The sequence below is a fragment of the Shewanella sp. DW31 genome, from assembly GCF_015767295.1.
Taxonomy (GTDB): domain Bacteria; phylum Pseudomonadota; class Gammaproteobacteria; order Enterobacterales; family Shewanellaceae; genus Shewanella; species Shewanella oncorhynchi.
Map to the genome: position 1 here is coordinate 1 of NZ_JADWMP020000024.1, position 21,890 is coordinate 21,890.

Annotated in this window: 13 protein-coding genes and 1 pseudogene; 3 read left to right on the plus strand and 11 right to left on the minus strand. The window is 43.4% G+C overall.

From position 1 onward, the window contains the following. Positions 1-401 precede the first annotated feature (401 nt). The 7 genes from GWI56_RS17690 to GWI56_RS17720 all read right to left on the minus strand — a co-directional run bounded on the left by GWI56_RS17690 (position 402) and on the right by GWI56_RS17720 (position 11,819). Positions 402-2,519 carry a peptidase domain-containing ABC transporter gene (locus tag GWI56_RS17690; RefSeq protein ID WP_242068438.1) on the minus strand — a complete coding sequence of 706 codons (2,118 nt, stop codon included), beginning with the start codon at positions 2,517-2,519 and terminating at the stop codon, positions 402-404. Beyond that, positions 2,519-3,283 carry an HlyD family efflux transporter periplasmic adaptor subunit gene (locus GWI56_RS17695; RefSeq protein ID WP_198573667.1) on the minus strand — a complete coding sequence of 255 codons (765 nt, stop codon included), beginning with the start codon at positions 3,281-3,283 and terminating at the stop codon, positions 2,519-2,521. The genes GWI56_RS17690 and GWI56_RS17695 overlap by 1 nt, the downstream gene beginning before the upstream one ends. Next, the gene (locus GWI56_RS17700; protein ID WP_198573668.1) at positions 3,280-6,432 is read right to left on the minus strand and encodes a lantibiotic dehydratase; all 3,153 of its coding nucleotides are present in this window, start codon (positions 6,430-6,432) and stop codon (positions 3,280-3,282) included. Before GWI56_RS17700 ends, GWI56_RS17695 begins: the two co-directional genes overlap by 4 nt. A 39-nt stretch (positions 6,433-6,471) precedes the next feature. Beyond that, entirely contained in the window at positions 6,472-7,716 is a 1,245-nt protein-coding gene (locus GWI56_RS17705) for a lanthionine synthetase LanC family protein (RefSeq protein ID WP_198573669.1), read from the minus strand. Positions 7,717-7,851: 135 nt separating this feature from the next. Next, a complete protein-coding gene (locus tag GWI56_RS17710; protein ID WP_147250506.1) occupies positions 7,852-8,043 on the minus strand; it encodes a hypothetical protein in 192 nt (63 codons plus the stop codon). Positions 8,044-8,817: 774 nt separating this feature from the next. Further along, on the minus strand, positions 8,818-9,567 hold the full coding sequence (locus GWI56_RS17715) for a DUF2057 domain-containing protein (protein WP_198573670.1): 750 nt from the start codon (positions 9,565-9,567) through the stop codon (positions 8,818-8,820). A gap of 206 nt (positions 9,568-9,773) precedes the next feature. Further along, positions 9,774-11,819 (minus strand): bifunctional 2',3'-cyclic-nucleotide 2'-phosphodiesterase/3'-nucleotidase, encoded by a 2,046-nt coding sequence (locus tag GWI56_RS17720; RefSeq protein WP_198573671.1) that lies wholly within the window; start codon positions 11,817-11,819, stop codon positions 9,774-9,776. Positions 11,820-12,526: 707 nt separating this feature from the next. Between GWI56_RS17720 and GWI56_RS17725 the strand changes: the two genes are divergently transcribed. Further along, on the plus strand, positions 12,527-14,671 hold the full coding sequence (locus GWI56_RS17725) for a M3 family metallopeptidase (protein WP_198573672.1): 2,145 nt from the start codon (positions 12,527-12,529) through the stop codon (positions 14,669-14,671). A gap of 215 nt (positions 14,672-14,886) precedes the next feature. Here the strand turns inward: GWI56_RS17725 and GWI56_RS17730 are convergent, their stop codons facing one another. The 3 genes from GWI56_RS17730 to GWI56_RS17740 all read right to left on the minus strand — a co-directional run bounded on the left by GWI56_RS17730 (position 14,887) and on the right by GWI56_RS17740 (position 18,191). Next, on the minus strand, positions 14,887-15,270 hold the full coding sequence (locus tag GWI56_RS17730; RefSeq protein WP_198573673.1) for a GCN5 family acetyltransferase: 384 nt from the start codon (positions 15,268-15,270) through the stop codon (positions 14,887-14,889). Then, positions 15,271-15,720, minus strand: coding sequence for an acetyltransferase (locus tag GWI56_RS17735; RefSeq protein WP_198573701.1), 450 nt, complete (start codon positions 15,718-15,720; stop codon positions 15,271-15,273). Between the two features lie 278 nt (positions 15,721-15,998). After that, complete coding sequence (locus GWI56_RS17740; RefSeq protein WP_198573674.1) at positions 15,999-18,191, minus strand: M3 family metallopeptidase; 2,193 nt, start codon at positions 18,189-18,191, stop codon at positions 15,999-16,001. A 253-nt stretch (positions 18,192-18,444) separates the two neighbouring features. On the opposite strand from GWI56_RS17740, the pseudogene GWI56_RS21765 reads away from it, so the two are divergent. Both GWI56_RS21765 and GWI56_RS17745 read left to right on the plus strand, forming a co-directional pair. Next, positions 18,445-18,645 (plus strand): annotated as a pseudogene (locus GWI56_RS21765) (hypothetical protein); the annotation flags it as partial. Positions 18,646-19,189: 544 nt separating this feature from the next. After that, positions 19,190-19,486, plus strand: coding sequence for a hypothetical protein (locus GWI56_RS17745; protein WP_198573675.1), 297 nt, complete (start codon positions 19,190-19,192; stop codon positions 19,484-19,486). Between the two features lie 663 nt (positions 19,487-20,149). Here the strand turns inward: GWI56_RS17745 and ggt are convergent. Beyond that, positions 20,150-21,889: a gamma-glutamyltransferase gene (gene ggt, locus GWI56_RS17750; RefSeq protein ID WP_198573676.1), complete on the minus strand. Its 1,740-nt coding sequence runs from the start codon at positions 21,887-21,889 to the stop codon at positions 20,150-20,152. Position 21,890: the final 1 nt, after the last annotated feature.

Genomic DNA, 21,890 nt, shown 5'->3' on the forward strand with positions numbered 1-21,890 from the left:
CAGAAGTGAAACGCAAACGCGCCGATGGTAGTGTGGGGTCTCCCCATGTGAGAGTAGGTCATCGCCAAGCGCCTAATAATCTCATTGAGATGTAACCAAGCCAGCTGAATAAGCTGGCTTTTTTACGTCTGCAATTTGTCTTAATCCCATCTATACATTGCTCTCATTCATGTGATTAACGTAGAAGAGTGAATCTCTATCTGATAATAACAAGCTTTTAGGTGCTTGCTTATCTTGGGTTTGGTCTATTCTTGTCTGTTATGTCATAAGTAACTCAACTATCGAATTGGCCAAGTTATTTTCTGAATCACGGGTGTTACTATAAAAGTAGCCTTCTGACACGCTTAAGTCGATAGAGTGCATAAACAATTCATTTCATCGGTGCAATATTTTGATTTTATTTAACTTACTTTGTTAATTGCTGGTCGCTGTAGAAGTTGTGTTAAATCGATGACTCTATCTGCAGCTTTAATGGTTTCGGGCCGATGGGCGATTACCACTCGGGTGATATTCAATTTTTTCATCGCTTGATTAACAACAGACTCAGTGACAATGTCTAAGTGACTTGTTGCTTCATCCATAAATAAAATCTTCGGTTCCCGATACAGCGCTCTTGCCAAAATTAACCGTTGTTTTTGCCCACTGGATAGTGCTGAGCCCATATCGCCTATTAAACTTTTATAGCCCATTGGCATTTGACAAATATCTTGGTGTATTGCTGCCATTTGTGCACAACGAGTGAGCTTTTCGACATCAATTTTTTCCGAAAAAAAAGTAATATTATCTTCTATTGTCCCACCAAGTAATCGGTCTTCTTGCATTACAGCTGCGACTTGCTGGCGATATTGAGCTAATCCTAATTTCACCAATGGTATGTCATCGATTAAAATCTCACCTTCGGTTGGTGTTAATAGCCCTAATAACAGTTTCATTAAGGTACTCTTACCACAACCGGATGGACCTATAATTGCAACCGACTCACCGGCGTTTATTTGTAATGCTAGATTGTATAACACTGGCTCAGCGACGGAGCTATAACTAAAACTAACCTGTTGTAGACAGATATTTCCGGCCACTTTATGCAGCATTGGTTGTGGTGGATAAGTTTGCTCTTTGGCTGTTAGGGCAATATCTGCAATCCGTTCAAAATGTAAACTTAGCATGCGATATTCAATTAACTTTTCGATCAACTTGCTCATACGCTCCATAAATTGGGCTTTATAGGCAATAAACGCAAATAACATTCCTGTGGTAAAACTGCCCGCCATTACTAATTCTGCAGCAAGATAGATCACTACAATATTTTCTGTACCAAATAGCAATTTGTTCATTATTTGATACGAAATTTCATATTTCCCGAGCGTAATGGTCCTGTTCGTTGCTTTAACATAGTGATTTTGCCAAATCGCTTCTCGCTGACTTTCAAAACCAAATAGCTTAACCGTTTGAATTGCTCGGATCGTTTCCATAAAGTTAGATTGTTCACCTGCTAAAGCTAGAATTTGCTGCTCTGAGGCTAAGCGTAAGGACCGATATAACGCTAATCTCAAGGCGCAATATGCTAGCACTGCCACTAGCACGACGAGAGACAATAACGGGCTGTAAAAGAAGATCATGCATAGAACTCCTAGCGCCATAAAACCATCAATGATGGCTTCAATAATGCCGGTAGTCAGCAGTTCCCGTAATTGCCTTAAAGAACCAAATCGTGATACCAGATCCCCCATATGACGTTTTTCAAAATAGGCCAATGGTAGCCGCACTAAGTGATGGAAAAGGTTACTGGCTAGCTGCACACTAAGTTGGCTGCTGAAATTCAGTAGCACTAAGCTGCGTAAAGCATTGGTGGCAACATCAAATAATAGTAACAAGGCAAAGCCTAATGCCAACACTAATAGCAACTGACCATCATTATTGATAATAACGGCGTCTACCACGAGTTGAATGTAATAAGGTGAGGCTAAAATAAACAGCTGTAAAAAAACGGACAAACTGAGTAACAACCCTAACGATTGCTTTAAACCAGTGATCTTAGAAAAAAAGGATGAGAATGTTAGTGATTGTTTAGCTTGTTCTGCAGTAAATGTAGCTGTCGGTGTCAATTCTAAAGCGATACCAGTAAATGATTTTGACACTTCTGTTAGGGATATTCGCCGCACTCCTAAAGCTGGGTCATGAATAATACAGTGTTGAGTGTTCACTGACTTTAGTACCACAAAGTGATTGAGATCCCAGTGCAAGATACATGGCGTAGCTAAGTCGGATAATTCTTCTAATTCAATTTTCAGTGGGCGGCTACTGAGTTGCAACTGCTCTGCAATATGCATCAGATCCAGTAAGGTACAGCCTTCTAGCGATAGCGAAAAACGTTGTCTTAAGCTATTTAAATCAGTTTGATAGCCATGCATGCTTGCCACCATAGCTACACAGGCTAAGCCGCATTCTGTGGCCTCAGTTTGAACGATCATAGGTAAGCGGTGGCCAGACCAAGTTCTAAGCTTCTCTTGCAGTGTTGCCATTAGTTTTGACCCTTATCATCAACATTTGGTGTAAACAACCACTCCAATAGTCTGCGTGGCGCGAAGCTAATATCAACCTCTAATCCCATACCTGCTCTCAGTGGCAATTTTTTTGCGTCTTCCGTCAATGCTAAAACGGCTCTATAACTCGGCTCCGATAAGGGTTGCGATTCATTTATAGTTATAGGCTGACTTCCTATCTCAACCAGAGTGGCTGTTTGCACACCAAAATGTTGATAGGGAAGTGCCTCTATGCGCATTTGTAGCTCCTGCCCCAATGTGAGTTGTCCTATAACTCTTGAGGGCACATATACAATTGCGAACAAGGTTTCTGGTTGCGATAATAACGATATTGAGGGGTTTGATGGGCCGATATCCTCTCCAGACGGCAATAAAACTTCGGTAACCGTTCCTGTAAAAGGAGCTTTTAGTAAAAATGATTTTCCCATCGTATTTGGGAGGTTCAGCTGTTGTACTAAAGGTTGATTCTGCTGCACTTGCTCGCCAACTTGTACTAAAAGATGCCCTGCGTTGACTGATTTAGGAGTGGGCAAACGAATCGCCATCATGGCTGGCTCGATAGAACCTTGCACATGTTCTTTGCGTTGATACTCGCTAAAATACAAAAATAGTAATGCACATAAAAAAAGCGTGCTAATCAATACTGTGAAACCAATAAAACTAACTGGCTGGGTTAAACTTACTTCCCCTTGTAATCTTTGCTGTTGCTGTACAACAACTTCTTTTCGAAATAAATCGCTCATTGCGATAAACCTCGTACTGGTTGTGCGCGTTTGCTTAGATAGATACGGCGTAACATGTCATAAACGACAAACTCTTGCTCTCGACCATAAGCCTTGAATAAACGGTTAGTAAACATATGTAATAACGAGCCTAATAAATTATCGCGACTGCCTTGTGCCTGTTGGGACTCAAATAACGCCAACATTGCCTGACAACATGGTGTAATCGAAGATGAAAACTGCTGTAAACTCTGCTGAATTTGTTGTTTAAATGGCTCAATAGTTTGGTTCTGCCAATCCAATAATTGGCTATCTTGTTGTAATTGTGATTGATAGTGTCGATATTTATCGCCCATCTGCTGGCGTAACTCTAAGTCTTCTTTAAATTCTTGTGCAAAACCTGCCCGCAAATTATCGATCAGTGTAAATTTCTCGGCGGGTAAATAATCGAATTGAGTTAAAATTAAATCTATTGCTAAAATGGCTAAGCGCCACCTCAAACTGTCATCTTGTTCACTGAATATTATCGCCTGCAACACAAACTGGCTGTCCAAACAGAAAAAGCGCTCAGCCAAAGGCATCATATGATCGCCCCCGTAACGTTCTGTCTCCTGCATGTAAGTGAACAACTCAATGCGATGTAAGCCTGCACTGGCTAGGGATGGTGCTAATAAACAATTTAGCGCGGGTAGTAACTCCCCATATAATTGTTCCGGCTTGCCAAAACATCGTAACCGTAGATGCCAATCGGGATCGCCATAGCGAATAAAGAACCAATGCTTGAGCACACCATCTTGCTGCATCTGCGTTAGCCATGGTGCCAATTGCTTTAGTAATAGTTGCTCCACACTACTTAGCCCTGCATATAATTTGACACTGAGCCATTCTGAGCCAGGCGCGAAATGCCTACACTTGTCATTGGTTGAGTTCGTCAATGGTACTATGCGTGGTGCTAAGTATGGGGGTGCGGCACTATTTGACAGCGGTACAATTATTTCATGTTGATAAGGGCCATCTTGCCCTTGCAGTGAAGGTTGGTATTTCATCGCGAGCACTTCATTCAACCTAATGTGGCTTTTATGATTTACCTCTGCCAACAACATTTGGAACATCATATTATTTTGCAGATCGATCAGTAACACATGGTCGGCTATGGCATAGCTCATATAACGCTCTAAACCATATTCTTTCTGCAGTTGTTGCCAATCGGATTCAACAAACTGGCCTTCTTGCCATAAGCGTTTCAATAGTGCTACTGGAATATTGCAGTGGGCCTCTTGCAGGACCAGATTATCTAACATGATCCTTGGAACTCGTTTTGCTTTATGCAGGTTATCAGGTAAGGAGAAGTGAGGCATTTGTAAGTTTTGATGTTGAAGTGAGCATAAAAACCGATAAATCCCTAAACTACGATCACTGAAATTATGGGCAGAGGATAAACGGGGAATTATTCTTTTTTGTAGTCGCTGTGACCACAAACATAACACGTTATTTTCTTGATAGACCAATAGGTCGCTGATTGGGATTTGCCACTCATTTGCTAAGTGACTGTCAGCAAGAAAAACAATCTCATAGGCTCTAAATGTCGGTCTAGCGATGACATTGCCTGGACGCCCCTCGGGCATATGTAGTACTTCTGCAAAAAGGACTTCTGGAGAATGCGCTTCTTCTTGAGATAAATGTTGTTTGACCTGTTGCAGCATATCTGTTGATAAATGACAGAAACGTCCGAGTAAATTCGCTGCAGAAGGACCATAGCAACCATGATAATAGTAAATAACTCGGCCATCCTCTTGTTGATACGCTGACAAATTAATCGCGAAGGAAGCGGGTAACTTAGCCATTAATGTCGCACTTTCATGTTTAGACAATAACGAATCACTTGTTAATTTCAGCACAGTTTCGCTTGGGGATACATCACTTAGAGCAGCGATAATCGTCTGTTGCAATGGTTCGATAACATCTTGTGTGGGGGGGTGACGATTGGTGATATTTAACCCCGCTAACAAAGAAGTGTGGTAGCCAATATCGCTGGAGAATGAAATACCAACTTCGTCATCTAATAAGGTCAACAGTGGCACATACTGGCTACCAAATCTTGCTTCAAATTTTTGGCTAAAGTCATTAAGTGGTGTTTTATAAGGTTTTCGTATCGCTAATAATGCCAATAATGCAGGCATCAGGGCAGAGACTTCTGCTTGTGCTAATTGGCACTGTGAAAATGAGCGCAAAATATCAGTCTGTAATAGGCGATTCTCGCTTACAGGATACGGCAGTGTTTGCAAGCTATGATAAATTTCTTGATATTGCTTAAGCGGGTTAACAGGTTGTTTATCCATGCTGTTTAACTGAGTGAGAGCTCGTTGCAATATATCAGCACTGTCTGTAGCGCCCATACTTTGTAACGCCGTAATAAAAGTTTGATCTGGGGAGCCAGAAGTTAACGTTAGTGGTAATTTGACTTGCAGCACACCGGCAGTAAGTAACTGCTTAATATAATCCTGTATGCTTGCAGTATTCGCCGTAGGATAGAGTTGTTGAAATCCATCTTGTAACGAAGCAAAGTTCCCTTCCTTCTTCGCCAGTTGCAGCATAGCAAGCAAATATTCATCTAATACCAAGGTACTTAAACGATATTTTTGCTCAGTATCTGAAAAATACGGTTCAATATAATGCAGACCATCGCTCTGTTGTTGCAACGTCGGATTTGCTTGATAGCACAATAACGGCCACTTCTCGGCCTCATTTGGTTCACTTAACTGGGCTCGAATTGCAGTTAAATAGGCTATGTCAAAGCGGGTATGGCGCTTATCTCGCAGCATGCTATTACACTGTAAGCGCGTTTCATTTGCTACTTGCCCCAAGGCTACGCCTGCAAATAACCCAAATGGCGTCGCTCTAGAGCTAAACCGAATAAAATATTTCAATAAGGAGTTAGTTATTTTAATTGCCGCTTTACTGTGTGGTTGCAGTTGCCAATTAGGCAATCTTTCCATCAATGAAGGACTTGCAAGATATAAGGCTTCTTGTACTGCTGGGTTTGCTAACCAACTGGCGAGAAAATCGACTAAGGCCGTAGGCTCTGTTGGTATTTTTCGTAGTTGAGACAAACTTGATCTAGGTGCCCGGATAACAAAAAAATCCGCGGCTTGCAAAACCTCTACACTCATAAACAATCCCTTGTTATAAAAATAGCCAATACATCGAAATCAATTATTGGTTAATAAAAGCGCATCTAGCCAATTAGTTTCTACGTTGAAGGCCATCAATAGCACTAAACCTATACCGGCATAGCCTCCAAGTAAGCCATGGTCTGGTAGGCGGCAGGTTGAGTTATCTTGTTCGCGTACGGCATTAAAACCGTCGAGTCCTGATGTTTGATATAGTGCTAACGTATGTTCAAACCAATATTGTGCAGCCTGTGAAAGAGAAGATTCGGTGTAATAGCGCGTTATGACTTGAAAGATTAAAGCCAAACCTGCACTACCATGACAGATACCTGCATCCTGCACTTGGCTACTTGTTAACCTACGCTGAGCAGCTTTTAAGGCAATGTTCTTACCTGCGGCGGTAAAGTTATCGCTGTCTATTGCATTGCCCACTCGCAGTAATGTTAAGGCGATGGTGGCATCTCCATAACACCAACCGAGTCGTGACTGGCACGGTTGATCAGTTATGTAAGCAAAGCAACTACCAAATATCTCGGATGCCTGTTGCTGCTGAATTAACCACTGACAACTGGCTTGCAACAACGTCTTAATTTGGCTGTGCAGTTGCTGATGCGCTAATAATGGTAATAGGGAGGCAATGATTGAAGGGACTCCGTGAGCTAATCCTAAATTAAACTCAGAGTCATCTGTTGCATGATTAAATCTAAAGAAAGAGTTTGTTGCCACTTCCCAAGCACCAGTACCATCGGCAAATTGATGCCATTGCTGTTCCAGTAGTGTCAATAACGCTTGGGCCAAAGGTAAGCCTAATTCCGCGGTTTGACGCCGCGCTATATAGACTGCAAAACCACTTAGTCCGCGAATAAATTCCAATTCTCCAGTCCAGTCGTTCTGTTGTAAATGTTGTAGTAAGAGCACATCAGTATTGTGATTAAACTCCGCTTGGTAATTCCCTTCATGCAAAAAAAATTCATATAGCCAAGCGACACCAGTCAGTCCATAGCCAAACGCGAACTGTGAATGTAGGAATGGTATTTGCTCTTCTATTAATGTCATTCGTGCTGAAAATTCATGTTGGCATGCTAGTTCTGGAAACTGTTTATGTAATTGCCAGAAAAATAATTGTTGCCCAGCTAAGCCAGTTAACAAACCAACCCCTTGCTGCTCTAATGATTGTTTGGCATCTTTCACTAATAGCGCAGCTATGTCGTTCAATGCCTGTCTAGCAAGGCTAGACTGATGGGGTTGATTAAATTGCACTGAACCACCTTCCTTTATTTCCATGAAGTACAGCTTCTACATATTGGCTCATTTAGAAAGTCAAAAGGGCATAGTGGATATGCCCTTTACATATCTACTGATAAAATATGCTGTGTTATATTGTGACGTCACAACCTATTTGGTTACTTGAACCCCGTATTAAGGGATTTGACAGCAGCGATGAGTGCTACCTGTACGATCAGAAGGGCAGGTGTATGCATTGGCAGTCAACTCTCCGCAAGCACGAGTTATCACACCACCAGCAACTTGTGGTGTTAATTCGCTAGGTAAGACTTTTTTATCATGGGACAGATTCACTAACTCAGCTTTTTTTAATTTAAGTTCCATCATGTTATTCCTTTTACTTGATTAGTAATTTTTCGCCCTATCATTTAGGCAACTTATTTCTAACATTTGATGGGGAGAGTTTAAATCAGTATAAAGAATGAGCAGGTTGAAGGTTGAATAAGTCTAAAGGTTGAATGTTTTTTATGGAATAGGATTAGAGCATTGATCTTTTCATGCTTAGTGAGGCTTTGAAGCTGATAATGACTCTTGCTAAATAATGCCTTTATGACATTTTTTGTTACATTTGTTTCTGGATCTAGCCAAAATATATAGTGTAAATCATAATGCATACGGTTAAATGTGTAGGCTAAATAGTATTTATCCTTGCTCAAGGTTTTGATTTTTAAAAATATTTAATTATGAGATAACGCTTTGCGGATAGTTAATTATGTTGGCTGGAGGAACAGAGACTATTCGATTTTACTCAGTTCGAATTCTTTGTAGTTAATTAAGTGATAAGTCTTTTATCTACAAATGCTTAACTGTCTTTTATAAAGCGAGTTGATAAATAATAGTCTATGAAGACTGTAAAATGATATGTCTTTTATATTTATAATTTGTTCTACCAAATATATAAATAATGCCTTTACAGGCACTCGTACCATTTGTTGCTTAGCAGCTTTGCTGTGTTAAATGACATTAAGCTGTGAAGTGGGAATGGGCTTACTGAGCTTTAATGTTTCTGAAATATCAGTTTTACTAAGCTTTAATAGAGCCGCCAGTTCATATGTGACACTAAGCTGGCGGTTTTAAATAGATAAACTGAAGCGGTATGGGTCACTCTTTGTTTATTTTAGCTTTGAAGCTGGCTTTGGTATTGTCGTTAGCTTGTTTGTACCAGTAATCCAGCATTTGACTGATTTCAGCTTGGCTAGGTGTGGTTGCAGGAGTAGTTTGTTGAGCCTTGTCATTGACCGCTGCGGCTGAGGATGACATAACTGCTGGCGCGATCAAGTTCGTGGATGTGACTACTGCTGTTTGGCGTATTTGTGGCTGGCTTGCCAATACGGGTGTAATAGCGTCGCTTGGTTGTGTTGTCGCGGTATTCATAGTGAGATTTAATGAAGCCGGATGATTACTAAGGTTGTACTGCAGTATCTCGTGTTCGAAATCCCGTCCCAGTTGAATGCCATTCTTAATCAATTTATCGCTGGTAAAACCCACTGCTTCATCTTGAGCATTTAATAGTGTCAGCTTAGGTGACTCATCAAATTTCTTTGCATCTCTGGCTGAGTTGATAGCGGGAAGTGTCAGCGTGAGTGTTTGTGCTGACGCATCAAAACGGACGATGAGCACGTCGGAGAGATAATGTACTGAGTCAGCTTGTTGTCGATATTGCGCGGCATAACGGAAGGCAATCTGATTGGTCCCATCGGCTAAAACGAGATCGCCACTCTTTACGGCTGGCTTGCCATTGACCGTTAACACTTCAGTATTTTTAGGTAGTTTGAGATTAACATCGGCCGTTGCTGGCTGCACAGTCCCCAGCACTAATGCCGTGGCACATAAGATTGATTGATATTTCATAAGCTTTCTCTGTTGTTGCGAGGACGCCGCTAAATAATAAGGCAGATATTTGGCGACACAAAGCAGGTTTAACCTTTAGTGTGGAGCATGATGAGCTAAATGGCGACACACTGTTTATAGCGCGCAGATTAGCGTTAATTTGATCTGCAGGGAATAAAAAAGGCTCACGAGGAGCCTTTTGAGCATGATATTTTGGAATTGAACGCTTATTTGGTTAGGTTGATGCTATAAACGGCGAAACCCAGTTCATCCTTACCGATCTTCTTCATTTCACGTTGTTTATTGGCTTCGATAAAGGTAGCGGCTTTGTCACTGTCTTGGGTTTCGAAGCGAACGTCCAATGTGACGTTGGTAGTGATGGTTTTGAAATCCCAGTTGTAATCAGCACTTGGATTGACCATAGCTTCGTACTTACCTGTGGTTTCGTTGTACTGAGATTGCGCTGTGATATAAGCAGCTAGTGCTTCACGGTTAGTATCGGGCAGTTCAAGCACCACATGGTCGCTACCCGTACCAGCAAACTTACCCCCAAAGGCGCGGTAGTTATTTGAGGTAACGATAAACTCTTTCGCGGCAAATTCTTCACCTGTGATGACTTTGCCGTTTTCGTCTTTATAGCTTAAATCAACGATACGGTTTGCGTTGGCATTAACGACGGCGCAATCGCGGTCAAACTTGCTCGGTTGGGTCACATCAATTTTATAGGTTAAGCCATCGAGTACGTCGAAGTTATAGGTTGGATGACCATCCCAGTTGATTAAACCTTGTGGGGTGGTTTTTGCTGGGTCGATTTGATTGAACTGGTTTGCTGAGCACTCTAGCCAATCTTTCAATTCGGCGCCCGTCGCTTTGACTGCCACCATAGTATTGGGATACAGGTACAGATCGGCGGCGTTTTTAAAGGTCAGTGGGCCTTTATCAACTTGCACAAATTGATCGGCATCACTGGTTGTACCGTGGCGACCGCCCGCTTTAAAGGGTGCGGAGGCTGATAGCACTGGCAGACCTTTTAATGCTGCAGGTAATTTCGCTTTCACGTTAGCGATTTGCGCATCAGAAACGATTTGTACCGTAGGGTCGTCCTGCACTAAGGTAAGGAAACTGTACATGTCGGCGGCGGCAACGCCGATAGGTTCATCCACAAAGGCGAGGGTGCCTTGGTGTTCTGCTGCGACTGCATCTTTAATTGCAGGATCTTGGCTAACTAACTCTTCCTTAGTCGCACCATTATAGATAGGGCGAGCTTGCGTTTTGGCACTAAGGACATGCCATTTACCATCTCTACGTTCAAGTTTAAAGTCAACAACCCCTAAGTTATCACCCCAACGACCTGGCATCACTGCGGGGACGCCGTTCAGTAGGCCCTTAGTGACGTCGGTATTGGGTAAGTCGGCATATTTAGCATCTGGGAAGATAGAGTGGCTGTGGCCGAATAGAATCGCATCGATACCGTCAACATAAGTCAAAGCGTAAGTGGCGTTTTCAGCCATAGGATCGCCAGGATTTTCCGTCGAACCAATGCCAGAGTGTGGAATGGCGATAATGATATCGGCACCTTTGGCTTTCATTTCGGGGACATATTTTTTCGCGGTTTCAATAATATCTTCGACCGTCACTTTCCCCGTCAGATTTTGCTTATCCCACAATAGAATTTGCGGTGGCACAAAACCAATATAACCAATGTTAATGGTTTGATTATTGAGTTCGCTGTCGATAATAATTTTTTGTTTAATGATATAAGGGGTGAATAAATGCTCACCTTTTTTAACCTCATTCCAGCAACCATTATCGTCGGCGCAATAAACGTTTGAGTTGATATAAGGGAAATCTGCACCACTAATAGATTTATTTAAGAAATCTAAACCATAGTTAAATTCATGGTTGCCGATATTACCGACTTCATAATCTAATAGGTTCATGGCTTTATAGGCTGGATGAATATCACCCATTTGCAGGCCAACTTTAGCCATGTAATCGCCCATTGGGCTGCCTTGTAGTAGATCGCCGTTGTCGACGAGTACGCTGTTTTTGGCTTCGTTGCGTGCAGCGTGGATTAAGCTTGCAGTACGGGCTAGACCGATAGTGGGGTCATTTTTGCCACTGTAGTAGTTGAAATCCATGATATTTGTGTGCAGATCTGTGGTTTCGAGTACCCGTAAATCGGCTTGAACGACTTTGTCGTCATCAGAATTACAGGCGCTTACACCAAGGGCGGCAGTGATCATCACTGCGAGTATTTTCTTATTTAACATAGTTATCTCTATTTATATTTATTTGACCCCAATGCATGTTCCGTAAAAGAACATGCCCATCATCCCGTTAATTCAGCGTAATTTAACTGTTAGGTTAATTTTCCGCTAAGTTAACGAGCGGGAATTATAAAGACATTTGATGATCTGAATGTGACATTAATCGGATAAAAGCTGTTTCAAATTGTGACCCAAGGTTTGCCTGCTTAAATAGTGAGCCGTTTAGCCTGTTTATTTGTTACGGCAATGTTTAAATAATTACAGTAAACAGTTTATTAAGAAGAATTAATATTTGTTATTGGAATGGCATTTTATTTGCTCAGCCCCTTGTCTATGTCGGGGATATTTGACGTAAAACTTCAGTAGAATTGTTTTAAATAATTCTTTTACATCAAATTTTAGCCAATGTTGATCACTTATGCTCGCATGTCTCTTGGCTTGATTGAGGTGAGTTAGGTTTAGCGTAGCGTTGGCATAGGCTTATTTAGACGGGTAATACACATAAAGTGATACAAATTAGCTGTGCTCTGGGCGGGTAAAACTTGGCTGAAATGCGCGTAACTTGTTAAGGTAGTTCATCGAAATTGACGTACGAAGCTACACAAGTTCGTTAAAACAGACTGTTGTAAACCGAAAGCCAAAATCCGTTTGCGCGCACCTTTCACCTTAAAAATACAATCGAAAGGGCAGCAATATCCAAGGGAGTTAATATGCGTAAGTCCGTTATTACCACAGCCGTAGCTGCGGCATTGTTACTTGGCGCTTGTTCAGACAAGCCTGATGTAAGCACCAATGAAGCCAAAAATGCCGTTGCGACTCAATCCGCCGTCAAAGCCGAAGCAACTAATGTGCTGCTGAGCAAGAGTCCACTGCAAGATCAAGCGCCGCAATTTAATCTTATTCAGTCCGCAGATTATGCTCCCGCCTTCGAGCAGGGCATTAAAGCTCACGATGCAGAAATCGCTGCGATTGTGAATAACAAACAAGCGGCCAGTTTTGACAACACCATTCTCGCCATGGAAACCTCGGGTGAATTGTTAACGCGCGTATCGCGTACCTTCTTTAATCTCGCAGGTCTGATTTCTGATAATGATTTCCAGAAAACCGAAGCGGATCTTGCACCTAAGCTATCTGCCCACCGAGATAATATTTATCTCGATCCGACTTTATTTGCCCGTGTTGAAGCCGTATACCAGCAAAAGAGCAGCCTAAATGCGGAAGATCAGCGTTTAGTTGAATACTACTATGAGCAGTTTGTCCGCGCTGGCGCGAAATTGTCGGCCGAAGATAAAGCTAAGATGCGAGACTTTAACGCTGAGCTTGCAACTTTAGCGACGGACTTTTCACAAAACAGCTTAAAATCATTTAAAGATGATGTGATTGTTGTGACTGATAAAGCCCTGTTAGCCGGTTTATCCGACAGCGAAATTGCTACTTTAGCTGCGGCTGCTAAAGCTGCTGGTAAAGAAGGCTATTTGATTACCTTAGTAAACACGACACGCCAACCTGTACTTTCTAGCCTGAGCAACCGTGAACTGCGCCAAAAAGTGTGGGAAACCTCGGCGCACAGAGCCGTCGCAATCAATGGTCCATTGATTGTCAAAATGGCGCAAATACGGGCTAAAAAAGCCAATTTACTGGGGTTCGATACTTGGGCATCCTATGCGGTTGCCGATCAAATGGCGAAAACCCCTGCTGCTGTGTATGAAATCCTCGATGATTTAGCGCCAAAAGCTTTAGCTCGCGCCAAAGTGGAGGCGGCTGATATTCAAGCTGAAATCAAAAAGGCGGGCGGTGATTTTGAGCTGCAACCTTGGGATTGGGCTTACTACGCTGACAAAGTGCGTCAAGAGAAATACTCCCTCGATGAAAGCAGTATCAAGCCTTATTTCGAGTTTAATACTGTACTGAAAGACGGGTTGTTTTTCGCTATGCATAAATTGTATGGCATCAGCTTAAAACCGCGTACTGATTTACCTGTGTGGCATTCCGATGTTTTAGCCTTTGAAGTCTTTGATAAAGATAACAGTTCTATTGGCTTATTCTACCTAGACCCGTATGCCCGTGAAGGCAAAGGCGGCGGTGCGTGGATGGATGAGTTCGTCACCCAAAGCGGTCTGCTCGGCACTAAGCCCGTTGTCTATAACGCGCTTAATATTCCTAAGCCAGCCGATGGCCCAACGCTAATGACCTTCGATGAAGTGACCACTCTGTTCCATGAATTTGGCCATGCGATACACGGTTTATTCTCGCAGGTGAAATACCCAAGCGTTGCTGGCACATCAACTGCACGTGACTTTGTTGAGTTCCCATCACAGGTCAACGAAGATTGGAATATCGACCCTGCTGTGATTGCTAACTATGCAAAACACTACAAAACGGGTGAGCCAATTCCTAAGGCGCTGCTCGATAAAATTTTAGCGGCCAATAAGTTTGGCCAAGGTTTTGATACCGTTGAGTACCTGTCAGCGGCCTTGTTAGATATGGAATGGCACTCTATCAGCGCCGATACTCAAATTAGCGATGTAGAGAAGTTTGAGCACCAAGTGCTAGCTAAACATGGTCTTGATTTTGCGCCAATTCCACCCCGTTATAAGTCGAGCTACTTTAGCCATGCCTTCTCTGGTGGTTATTCCGCAGGGTATTACGCGTATTTGTGGACAGAAGTGTTTGCCGCCGATGCCTTTGCCTATATGGGCGAGCAAGGTGGATTGAAAGCCGATAATGGTGACAAATTCCGTAAGGAAGTCTTATCTAAAGGTAACAGTGAAGATCTCATGCAAGATTATATTCACTTTACTGGTAAAAAACCGACAACAGAGGCACTGTTAAAGCGCCGCGGTTTAGTCGATTAATTGATTAATTGTAAAAAGCTAAAGGCTTGTTAGGGAAATCTAGCAAGCCATTTTTTACTGATGTCAGGGCGGATTTATTAACCATTTTTTGTTTCAAGACAGGAGGTTTAGAGGATAAGGAAATCTGCAGGTAACGCTCCTAATCACAGTTCCAAAATAGTTTGTTGGAATGTTGTCGAAAGACAGTCTTAAACTATTTTTTATTGATTAAATTGTTATGTTTGATTGTCACTTATAAAGTTAGCAATAGTGTCCTCCTTACGTTGACTCTCTAATAGCCACTCAACCCTCCATTCTGTTAGGCGTTCACCTGTTTTATGAATGAATTTTCCTGCTTCTGGTTCATCAATCCATTCAAGCTGTTTAATAAGTACTAAAGGCGCTTCAGACCCATCAGTTTCATTCGAAAATTCAAGAGCCTCATTATAAGTATGAAAGGCGTAATAGTAGATTTCACCATCAAATTCATCTGGAGCGCCTTGCCAAGGGCGGCACCAAACACGATATTCTAGTACTTGATCATAGAAATAACCGCCGCCTGATTTTGTTTCCGCCGGATACTCTCCAATCCTATTCTCATCGATTGAATCAGGATACATCTACAATCCCTCAATGGAATATAACGCCATATGCAACAGCGGATAAGGTTTACCCTGTCCATCAACGGGTGAGCGACCCGTTACTGAAAAACCAATATGCTGGTAAAAACCTAATGCTTGCTGATTCTGCTCATTAACATCAACCTTTGTGGCTCCCAGTTCATTAATTGCATGTGTCGCTAGCATGGAACCAATCCCTTTTCCGCGCGCGTCAGGTGAGATGAATAGCATTTCAATATTGCCATCATGTATCCCACAGAACCCGAGTATTTCTCCATTGTCATTTTTAGCGCACTTTAAGTGAACGGCGTCAAAATATTGTTCGAGGATCAACGGCTTTAATTCCTGTAGATCTTCTTCTGCTAAAAAGTCATGGGTTGCTCTTACCGATGCTTCCCAAATATCGAGCAGACTAAGATGATCTGCTTTTTCTACCATCTCAATATTCATCATATAACTCTATTGAAAATTTAATGCCGCCTAAGCGGTGAATCATAGTGGGTTAACATGTGAAGCGTAAAGGTACCAACCTTTACGAATCCGCGTTTAAAAAGTTTAGGCGTTAGTTCCGTAGCATCTTTTTCCCAAGATGTTAGCTGCCAAGCTGCACTCTGTCATCTTGACCCTTCCTTGCCATTTCCCTATTTGGTATCAGTAAAATAAAAACAGGGAGTGTTAGCTCCCTGTTGGTGATATTTCAAACTTCAATTTAGAGGGATGATGTTATGTTACTCGGCCAGTAATCCGCGGCTACGTAGTAGCGGCTCTATACCGGCTTCTTTACCGCGGAATTTTTTATACATCAGCATAGGATCATCACTGCCGCCTTTCGACAGGATATTATTACGGAAGGAATCCGCAGTGGCTTTGTCGAAAATGCCGTTTTCTTTAAAGGCTTCGAAAGCATCTGCACCTAAAATATCCGACCAGAGGTAGCTGTAGTAGCCTGCTGAATAACCGCCCGCGAAAATATGCGAGAAGTAAGTGCTGCGATAGCGTGGGCTAATTTCTTCAATCAGTCCCATTGCCGCTAATGAGTCCGCCTCAAACTTGGCCGCATCCTTTGGCGTAGTGTCGGTCAGTGTGTGCCAATCTAAATCGAGTTTAGTGGCCGCCATGTATTCAACGGTAGAAAAACCTTGGTTGAACTTGCTGGCTGCTTGGATTTTCTTCACTAGTTCTTGCGGGATCACTTCGCCGGTTTTGTAGTGCTTGGCAAATTGTGCTAACACTTCTGGCTGAGTCATCCAGTTTTCATTCACTTGCGATGGGAACTCAACGTAATCGCGAGGTACGGCGGTGCCGCCTTGTGAGCGATATTCGACGTTCGATAACATGCCGTGTAGTGCGTGGCCAAATTCGTGGAATAGTGTGCTGGCTTCATCGAAAGTCAGCAACGCTGGCTCATTACCCGCTGGTCGAGGGTAGTTTAATACGTTGACAATAATAGGTTTAGAATCAACGCCATTCATATTGTATTGTTTGCGGAAGGAGTTCATCCAAGCGCCGCCACGTTTGCTGTCACGGGTGAAATAGTCACCCATAAAGATGGCCATCAGTTTGCCGTCTTTATCGTAAACTTCCCAAGTACGAACTTCTGCATTGTATTTGGGCAAGTCGGTGCGTTCTTTAAAGGTTAAACCGTACAAACGGTTAGCCGTGTAGAACACGCCTTTTAATGTACTGTCGAGGGAGAAATACGGGCGAGTTTGTTGTTCGTTAAAGCTGTACTTAGCAACACGGATCTTGTCTGCGTAGTAATCCCAGTCCCACGCTTGCAGCTTAAAATTGCCACCTTGAGCGTCAATCATGGCTTGCATATCAGTCACTTCGTTTTTGGCTTGGGCCAATGCCGCTGGCCATACTTTATTGAGTAAACCGTAGACGTTTTCTGGTGTTTTAGCTGTGCGTTCTTCTAACACGAAATCCGCATGGGTTTTATAGCCCATCAGTTGAGCACGTTCAGCACGCAGGGCAGCAATCTTAGCGAGGATAATCTTGTTATCGTTGGCGTTATTGTTGTTACCGCGCTCGATATACCCTTTGTAGAGCTTTTCACGTAACTGGCGATTATCGGCATAGGTCAAAAAAGGCGTAATAGAAGGGCGAGACGTGGTAAATACCCACTTGCCTTCATGGCCACGTTTTTTGGCAGTTTCAAAGGCAGTGGCAATCACATCTGCGGGTAAACCTGCGAGATCGGCTTTGCTATCAACCACTAATTCGAAGGCATTGGTTTCGGCTAATAGATTGTCACCAAAGGCTAAATTGAGTTTGCCGATCTCTTCGTTCAGCGCGCGCAGTTTGGTTTTATCTGGCTCGCTTAAGTTCGCGCCGCCACGGGTGAAAGATTTATAGGTATCTTCCAGTAATTTGGCTTGGGCTGTGCTGAGCTTCAGGTTGTCTTTTGCGTCGTGGACGGCTTTAACTTTTTGAAACAGTTTGTCATTAAGCAAAATATCGTCTTCGGCGGACGATAACATAGGCGACACTTCTTTCGAGAGTGCTTGCAATGCTTCATTCGTATCCGCGCCCGTCAGGTTAAAGAAGACGTTAGAAACGCGCGTCACTAGATCGCCAGAAAACTCCATGGCTTCAATCGTATTGGCGAAGGTGGGTTTTGCTTTATTATCAACAATTGCTTGAATTTGTTCGTGTTGTTGGGCGATTCCCGCTTTAAATGCGGGGAGGAAATGCTCAGGCTTGATTTTATCGAAGGCCGGAATTTCCATAAAAGTATCATAGGGTTTAAAGAATGGATTCGTCGCATTCTGGCTGATAATTTGCGCTGACACTGCATTTGGCGCCGTACTTGCTTGAACACTGGCATCGGGTTGTTGTGTGCTACAGGCACTCAAAGTTAAGGCTAAAGCGATGGCACTTAGCGTGAGTGCTTGCGGTTTGAGGGTTAGTCCCTTCATTATTTGTTCCCCGTTAGGTCGATATTGTTATGGATGTTTGCATGATGATGGCCTTGGATTTCAAGAAAAAATTGAAGTCTACGTGCGGCTAAAACCATTAAATTAAGCTTAATGTGACTGTTTAACATGTATCGGACTAGGGGTTCCATCGATTTTGTGTTTAGTTTGTAACAAATGTTTTGTTTCAGGCTTTTAAGCAAAAAATGATGGCAAACTGGGCGAGGATATTACCGTTTCTAGGGCGTGCGTTCTTGGCATAGTTGGTCTTAAATCCGTTGAAATTGGCGGCTCAACGAACAGTAAATTATTCCCCATTGCTTTAAGTTTTGCCCAAGCGATGCTGGGCGTGGAATACACTGGCCATACCGAAAAAGAGTTCATCACCCATAAGCAATTTATGCTGAACCTAAAAATGTACACCGCAGCATTTATCGAGCTATCGGCGGTGAAATAGTGATCTCTACCATTACAAACTTCGTTTGAATTCTTTAATCACAATCAAAGTCGTGGGGCTTCCCCCCACACCCGACCAAGGAGGACTGCTCGTCCTATCCTCCTTGGATGCTCTATGACGTCCCCAACGGAGTTGAAAGCTCCTTGTGCTCATTGCCAAATTTGCTATCGCTTCCGAAGGATGCGTCCCTGCACCTGCGAAAGCTAGTCGGTCATCCATGACCGAACTCACGCACTCTTTATTAAATCAAGAGCTCTATTCGCCCTGCGGCAACTCCGAGGGGAGGTGTATTCCTTGGAGTTTTGAGTCGTTAGATAGCGATTCATCAGCAAAAATAAGTGCGAAAAATGAGAAAGCTAAAACGATATCAAGTGATTACCCATCAAACTGTATAAAAAACCGCTTCCGCAAAAAAGCAAATTCCTATAGCATCATTTATACCAATTGACATGGATGTGGCAGCGGTAAAGTCCAACAAGCGATTTATGCCCTGCAAACAGCGCAGCGCATAAATACTAAGACGTTATGAGTAAAGGAATGCATCGTGTTCGGTAAACTCTTCAGCCGAAAAGACAAGAATGAAGAAGCCAAAGAAGAGCTGGTTCCTGTTCTCGTGCCCGCGTTAGTGGCTGTTCTTTTAAACAAAGAGCACGAAAAAGGAGCTCCTCTTACTGAGAAAGAGGTTTTGGAAATCCGGGATAATGCTGTATGCATAATGATGCCTGTATCGGTAATTTCAAAAATGGAAGAGTCCAGAGGCTATCTAGATCTAGATCCAGAATACGCATGGGAACAATGGCAACAAGCTAGATTGGAGATAATCGGTAGTGAAAACTCATAACCAACCAATTAAGTTCGCTCCCTGCGGTCGCCGGATGCTCGTTCCTCGCGCCGCTTATTGCGGGCGTTAGCCCATAGAAATTTTAATTTGAAACTTACTAATTTGAGCTAATGGTCTAACTCGGAATTGTCCAAAAGCGTGCTGGGTATCTCCTTCATACAGACAGGTTACACTAGTGCCAAAAAGGTGAGCCATGGCGATTAGCGAGACGACCGTCCGCCCCATGGATGGGGCGGTCGAGCATCCACGGACGGACTGGCTGCGAGTCGGAGAGTGAATGCCATGGCAAGCCTATATTAGTGGATACCAGCCAACGCTAAGATCCCAATAACTGACATTACAGTTTACCAATGAATTTTGTACAGAAGTGCGTTAGGTCTCAGTAGATACTTCATGACTCACCTGTCGCTTCATCAAATTAAAAGTTAATGTAAATCAGCATGATAAGGTGTAATTTAAAATAATAAAAATCCCTTCTTATACAGTGATGTATAGTAGGGCTTTTTGATTGCAAGTTTGTATTCGTTGAGTGAAAGTACAAGCTTTACTCAGGGTTTATGACCTAGTTCGAATAGGTCATAAATCCTTTTATCTCATCCACCTATTTCTCTCACTCATCTCTTTACACTCATCTCTTTCAATAAAATCGGCATCATAGGGATGCTAGTAGCCGATGGCTTCGCTACCGGAGTGGCGTGGATCAGACGCACCAAAAATTCCTTGTTCGGTCACCATGATTGATTGTGTGCTGCCCATAGCGGATTGTACTTTCACTTTGTGTCCTTTGGCTTCGAGCAGGGAAATGGTATCGCGATTAAAGCTGGACTCGACTCGCAATTCATCGGGTTGCCATTGATGGTGAACCCGCGCCGCATTACTGGCTTCGGCGATATTTAATCCATGATCAATAACATTCATGATGATCTGCAGTGTGGTGGTGATAATGCGCGAACCACCTGGACTGCCAGTGACGAGGAAGGGTTTGCCATCCTTCATCACTATTGTTGGGCTCATTGAACTGAGTGGGCGCTTATTGCCCTCGACCGCATTAGCATCACCGCCTACTAAACCGTAGCCGTTTGGCACGCCGGGTTTGGCAGAGAAATCATCCATCTCGTTATTGAGCAGAATCCCTGTTCCCTTAGCCACTAAACCTGAGCCGTAGCTGAAGTTTAAGGTGTAAGTATTAGAGACTGCATTACCCCATTTATCGACTACCGAGAAGTGAGTGGTTTGATCGCTCTCATAGGGTGCGAGCTTGCCGGGCTTGATTTCAGCGCTCGGTGTAGCCTTATTCATCGCAATTTGGCTGGCGATTTTTTGGGCGTAGTCCTTACTGGTTAAGGCTCTGACGGGCACCTTATAAAAGTCGGGATCGCCTAAGTATTCGCTGCGATCGCTATAGGCGTACTTCATGGTTTCTGCCATCAGATGAATCGTCTGGGCGGTATTGTGGCCGAGTTTATCTATTGGGAATTGCTGCAATACGTTGAGCATTTCTATGATGTGTACACCGCCCGATGATGGCGGTGGCATAGACACAACCTCATAGCCACGGTATTCGCCGCGCACGGGTTCACGTTCCACTACCTTATAATTTTTAAGGTCGTCTAAGGTCATAATGCCGCCAGCGTCTTTCACCGCATTGATGAGCTTAGTGGCGGTTTCTCCTTCGTAGAATCCTTTGGTGCCTTTTTCAGCGATAAGACTTAACGAATGGGCAAGTTCAGGTTGTTTAAGAATATCATCCACTTGATAGTCACTGCCGTCGGCTTTGTAGAAGATAGCGGCCGTGGTTGGCCATTGGGCCATGCGGCGTTTTAGGCCGGCAAGGGATTGGGCAAGATCTGGCGTCACGCTAATGCCTTCCTGCGCCATTTTAATCGCGGGCGCGGCGACTTGGGCGAGAGTCATAGTGCCATATTTCTCAAGGGCTAAGCTCATGCCCATCACTGTACCTGGCACACCCACGGCAAGACCGTGTTCACGGCTCAGTTTTTCAACTGCGTCGCCATTTTCGTCGAGGAAAATGTTTTTCTTGGCTTTAGACGGCGCCATTTCACGGTAATCGATAGCGATGGTTTTGTTTTCTTTGGCAATATGCACCAGCATAAAACCACCGCCGCCGATATTGCCAGCACGGGGTAAGGTGACTGCCAAACTGAAGGCGACAGCCACGGCGGCGTCAACCGCATTACCGCCTTGCTTTAGGATCTCAACGCCGGTGCGACTGGCGAGAGTTTCTTGGCTTGCGACCATGCCATGCTTAGCCCACACAGGTTGTGCGGTGGCCATCTGGCTGAAAATTGGCGATTCATCGGCAAGCAGACTGGGAGATGATAGTAAGGGAAGCGCCATCGCAATGGCGAGAATAAGAGGTCTAAAAGGTCTTGTTGGACGCATA

Excerpts from the sequence above, each read along its gene's own strand:
- GWI56_RS17690 (WP_242068438.1), bottom strand. The coding sequence starts at position 2,519 with ATGGCAACACTGCAAGAGAAGCTTAGAACTTGGTCTGGCCACCGCTTA.
- GWI56_RS17695 (WP_198573667.1), bottom strand. The coding sequence starts at position 3,283 with ATGAGCGATTTATTTCGAAAAGAAGTTGTTGTACAGCAACAGCAAAGA.
- GWI56_RS17700 (WP_198573668.1), bottom strand. The coding sequence starts at position 6,432 with ATGAGTGTAGAGGTTTTGCAAGCCGCGGATTTTTTTGTTATCCGGGCA.
- GWI56_RS17705 (WP_198573669.1), bottom strand. The coding sequence starts at position 7,716 with ATGGAAATAAAGGAAGGTGGTTCAGTGCAATTTAATCAACCCCATCAG.
- GWI56_RS17710 (WP_147250506.1), bottom strand. The coding sequence starts at position 8,043 with ATGATGGAACTTAAATTAAAAAAAGCTGAGTTAGTGAATCTGTCCCAT.
- GWI56_RS17715 (WP_198573670.1), bottom strand. The coding sequence starts at position 9,567 with ATGAAATATCAATCAATCTTATGTGCCACGGCATTAGTGCTGGGGACT.
- GWI56_RS17720 (WP_198573671.1), bottom strand. The coding sequence starts at position 11,819 with ATGTTAAATAAGAAAATACTCGCAGTGATGATCACTGCCGCCCTTGGT.
- GWI56_RS17725 (WP_198573672.1), top strand. The coding sequence starts at position 12,527 with ATGCGTAAGTCCGTTATTACCACAGCCGTAGCTGCGGCATTGTTACTT.
- GWI56_RS17730 (WP_198573673.1), bottom strand. The coding sequence starts at position 15,270 with ATGTATCCTGATTCAATCGATGAGAATAGGATTGGAGAGTATCCGGCG.
- GWI56_RS17735 (WP_198573701.1), bottom strand. The coding sequence starts at position 15,720 with ATGAATATTGAGATGGTAGAAAAAGCAGATCATCTTAGTCTGCTCGAT.
- GWI56_RS17740 (WP_198573674.1), bottom strand. The coding sequence starts at position 18,191 with ATGAAGGGACTAACCCTCAAACCGCAAGCACTCACGCTAAGTGCCATC.
- ggt (WP_198573676.1), bottom strand. The coding sequence starts at position 21,889 with ATGCGTCCAACAAGACCTTTTAGACCTCTTATTCTCGCCATTGCGATG.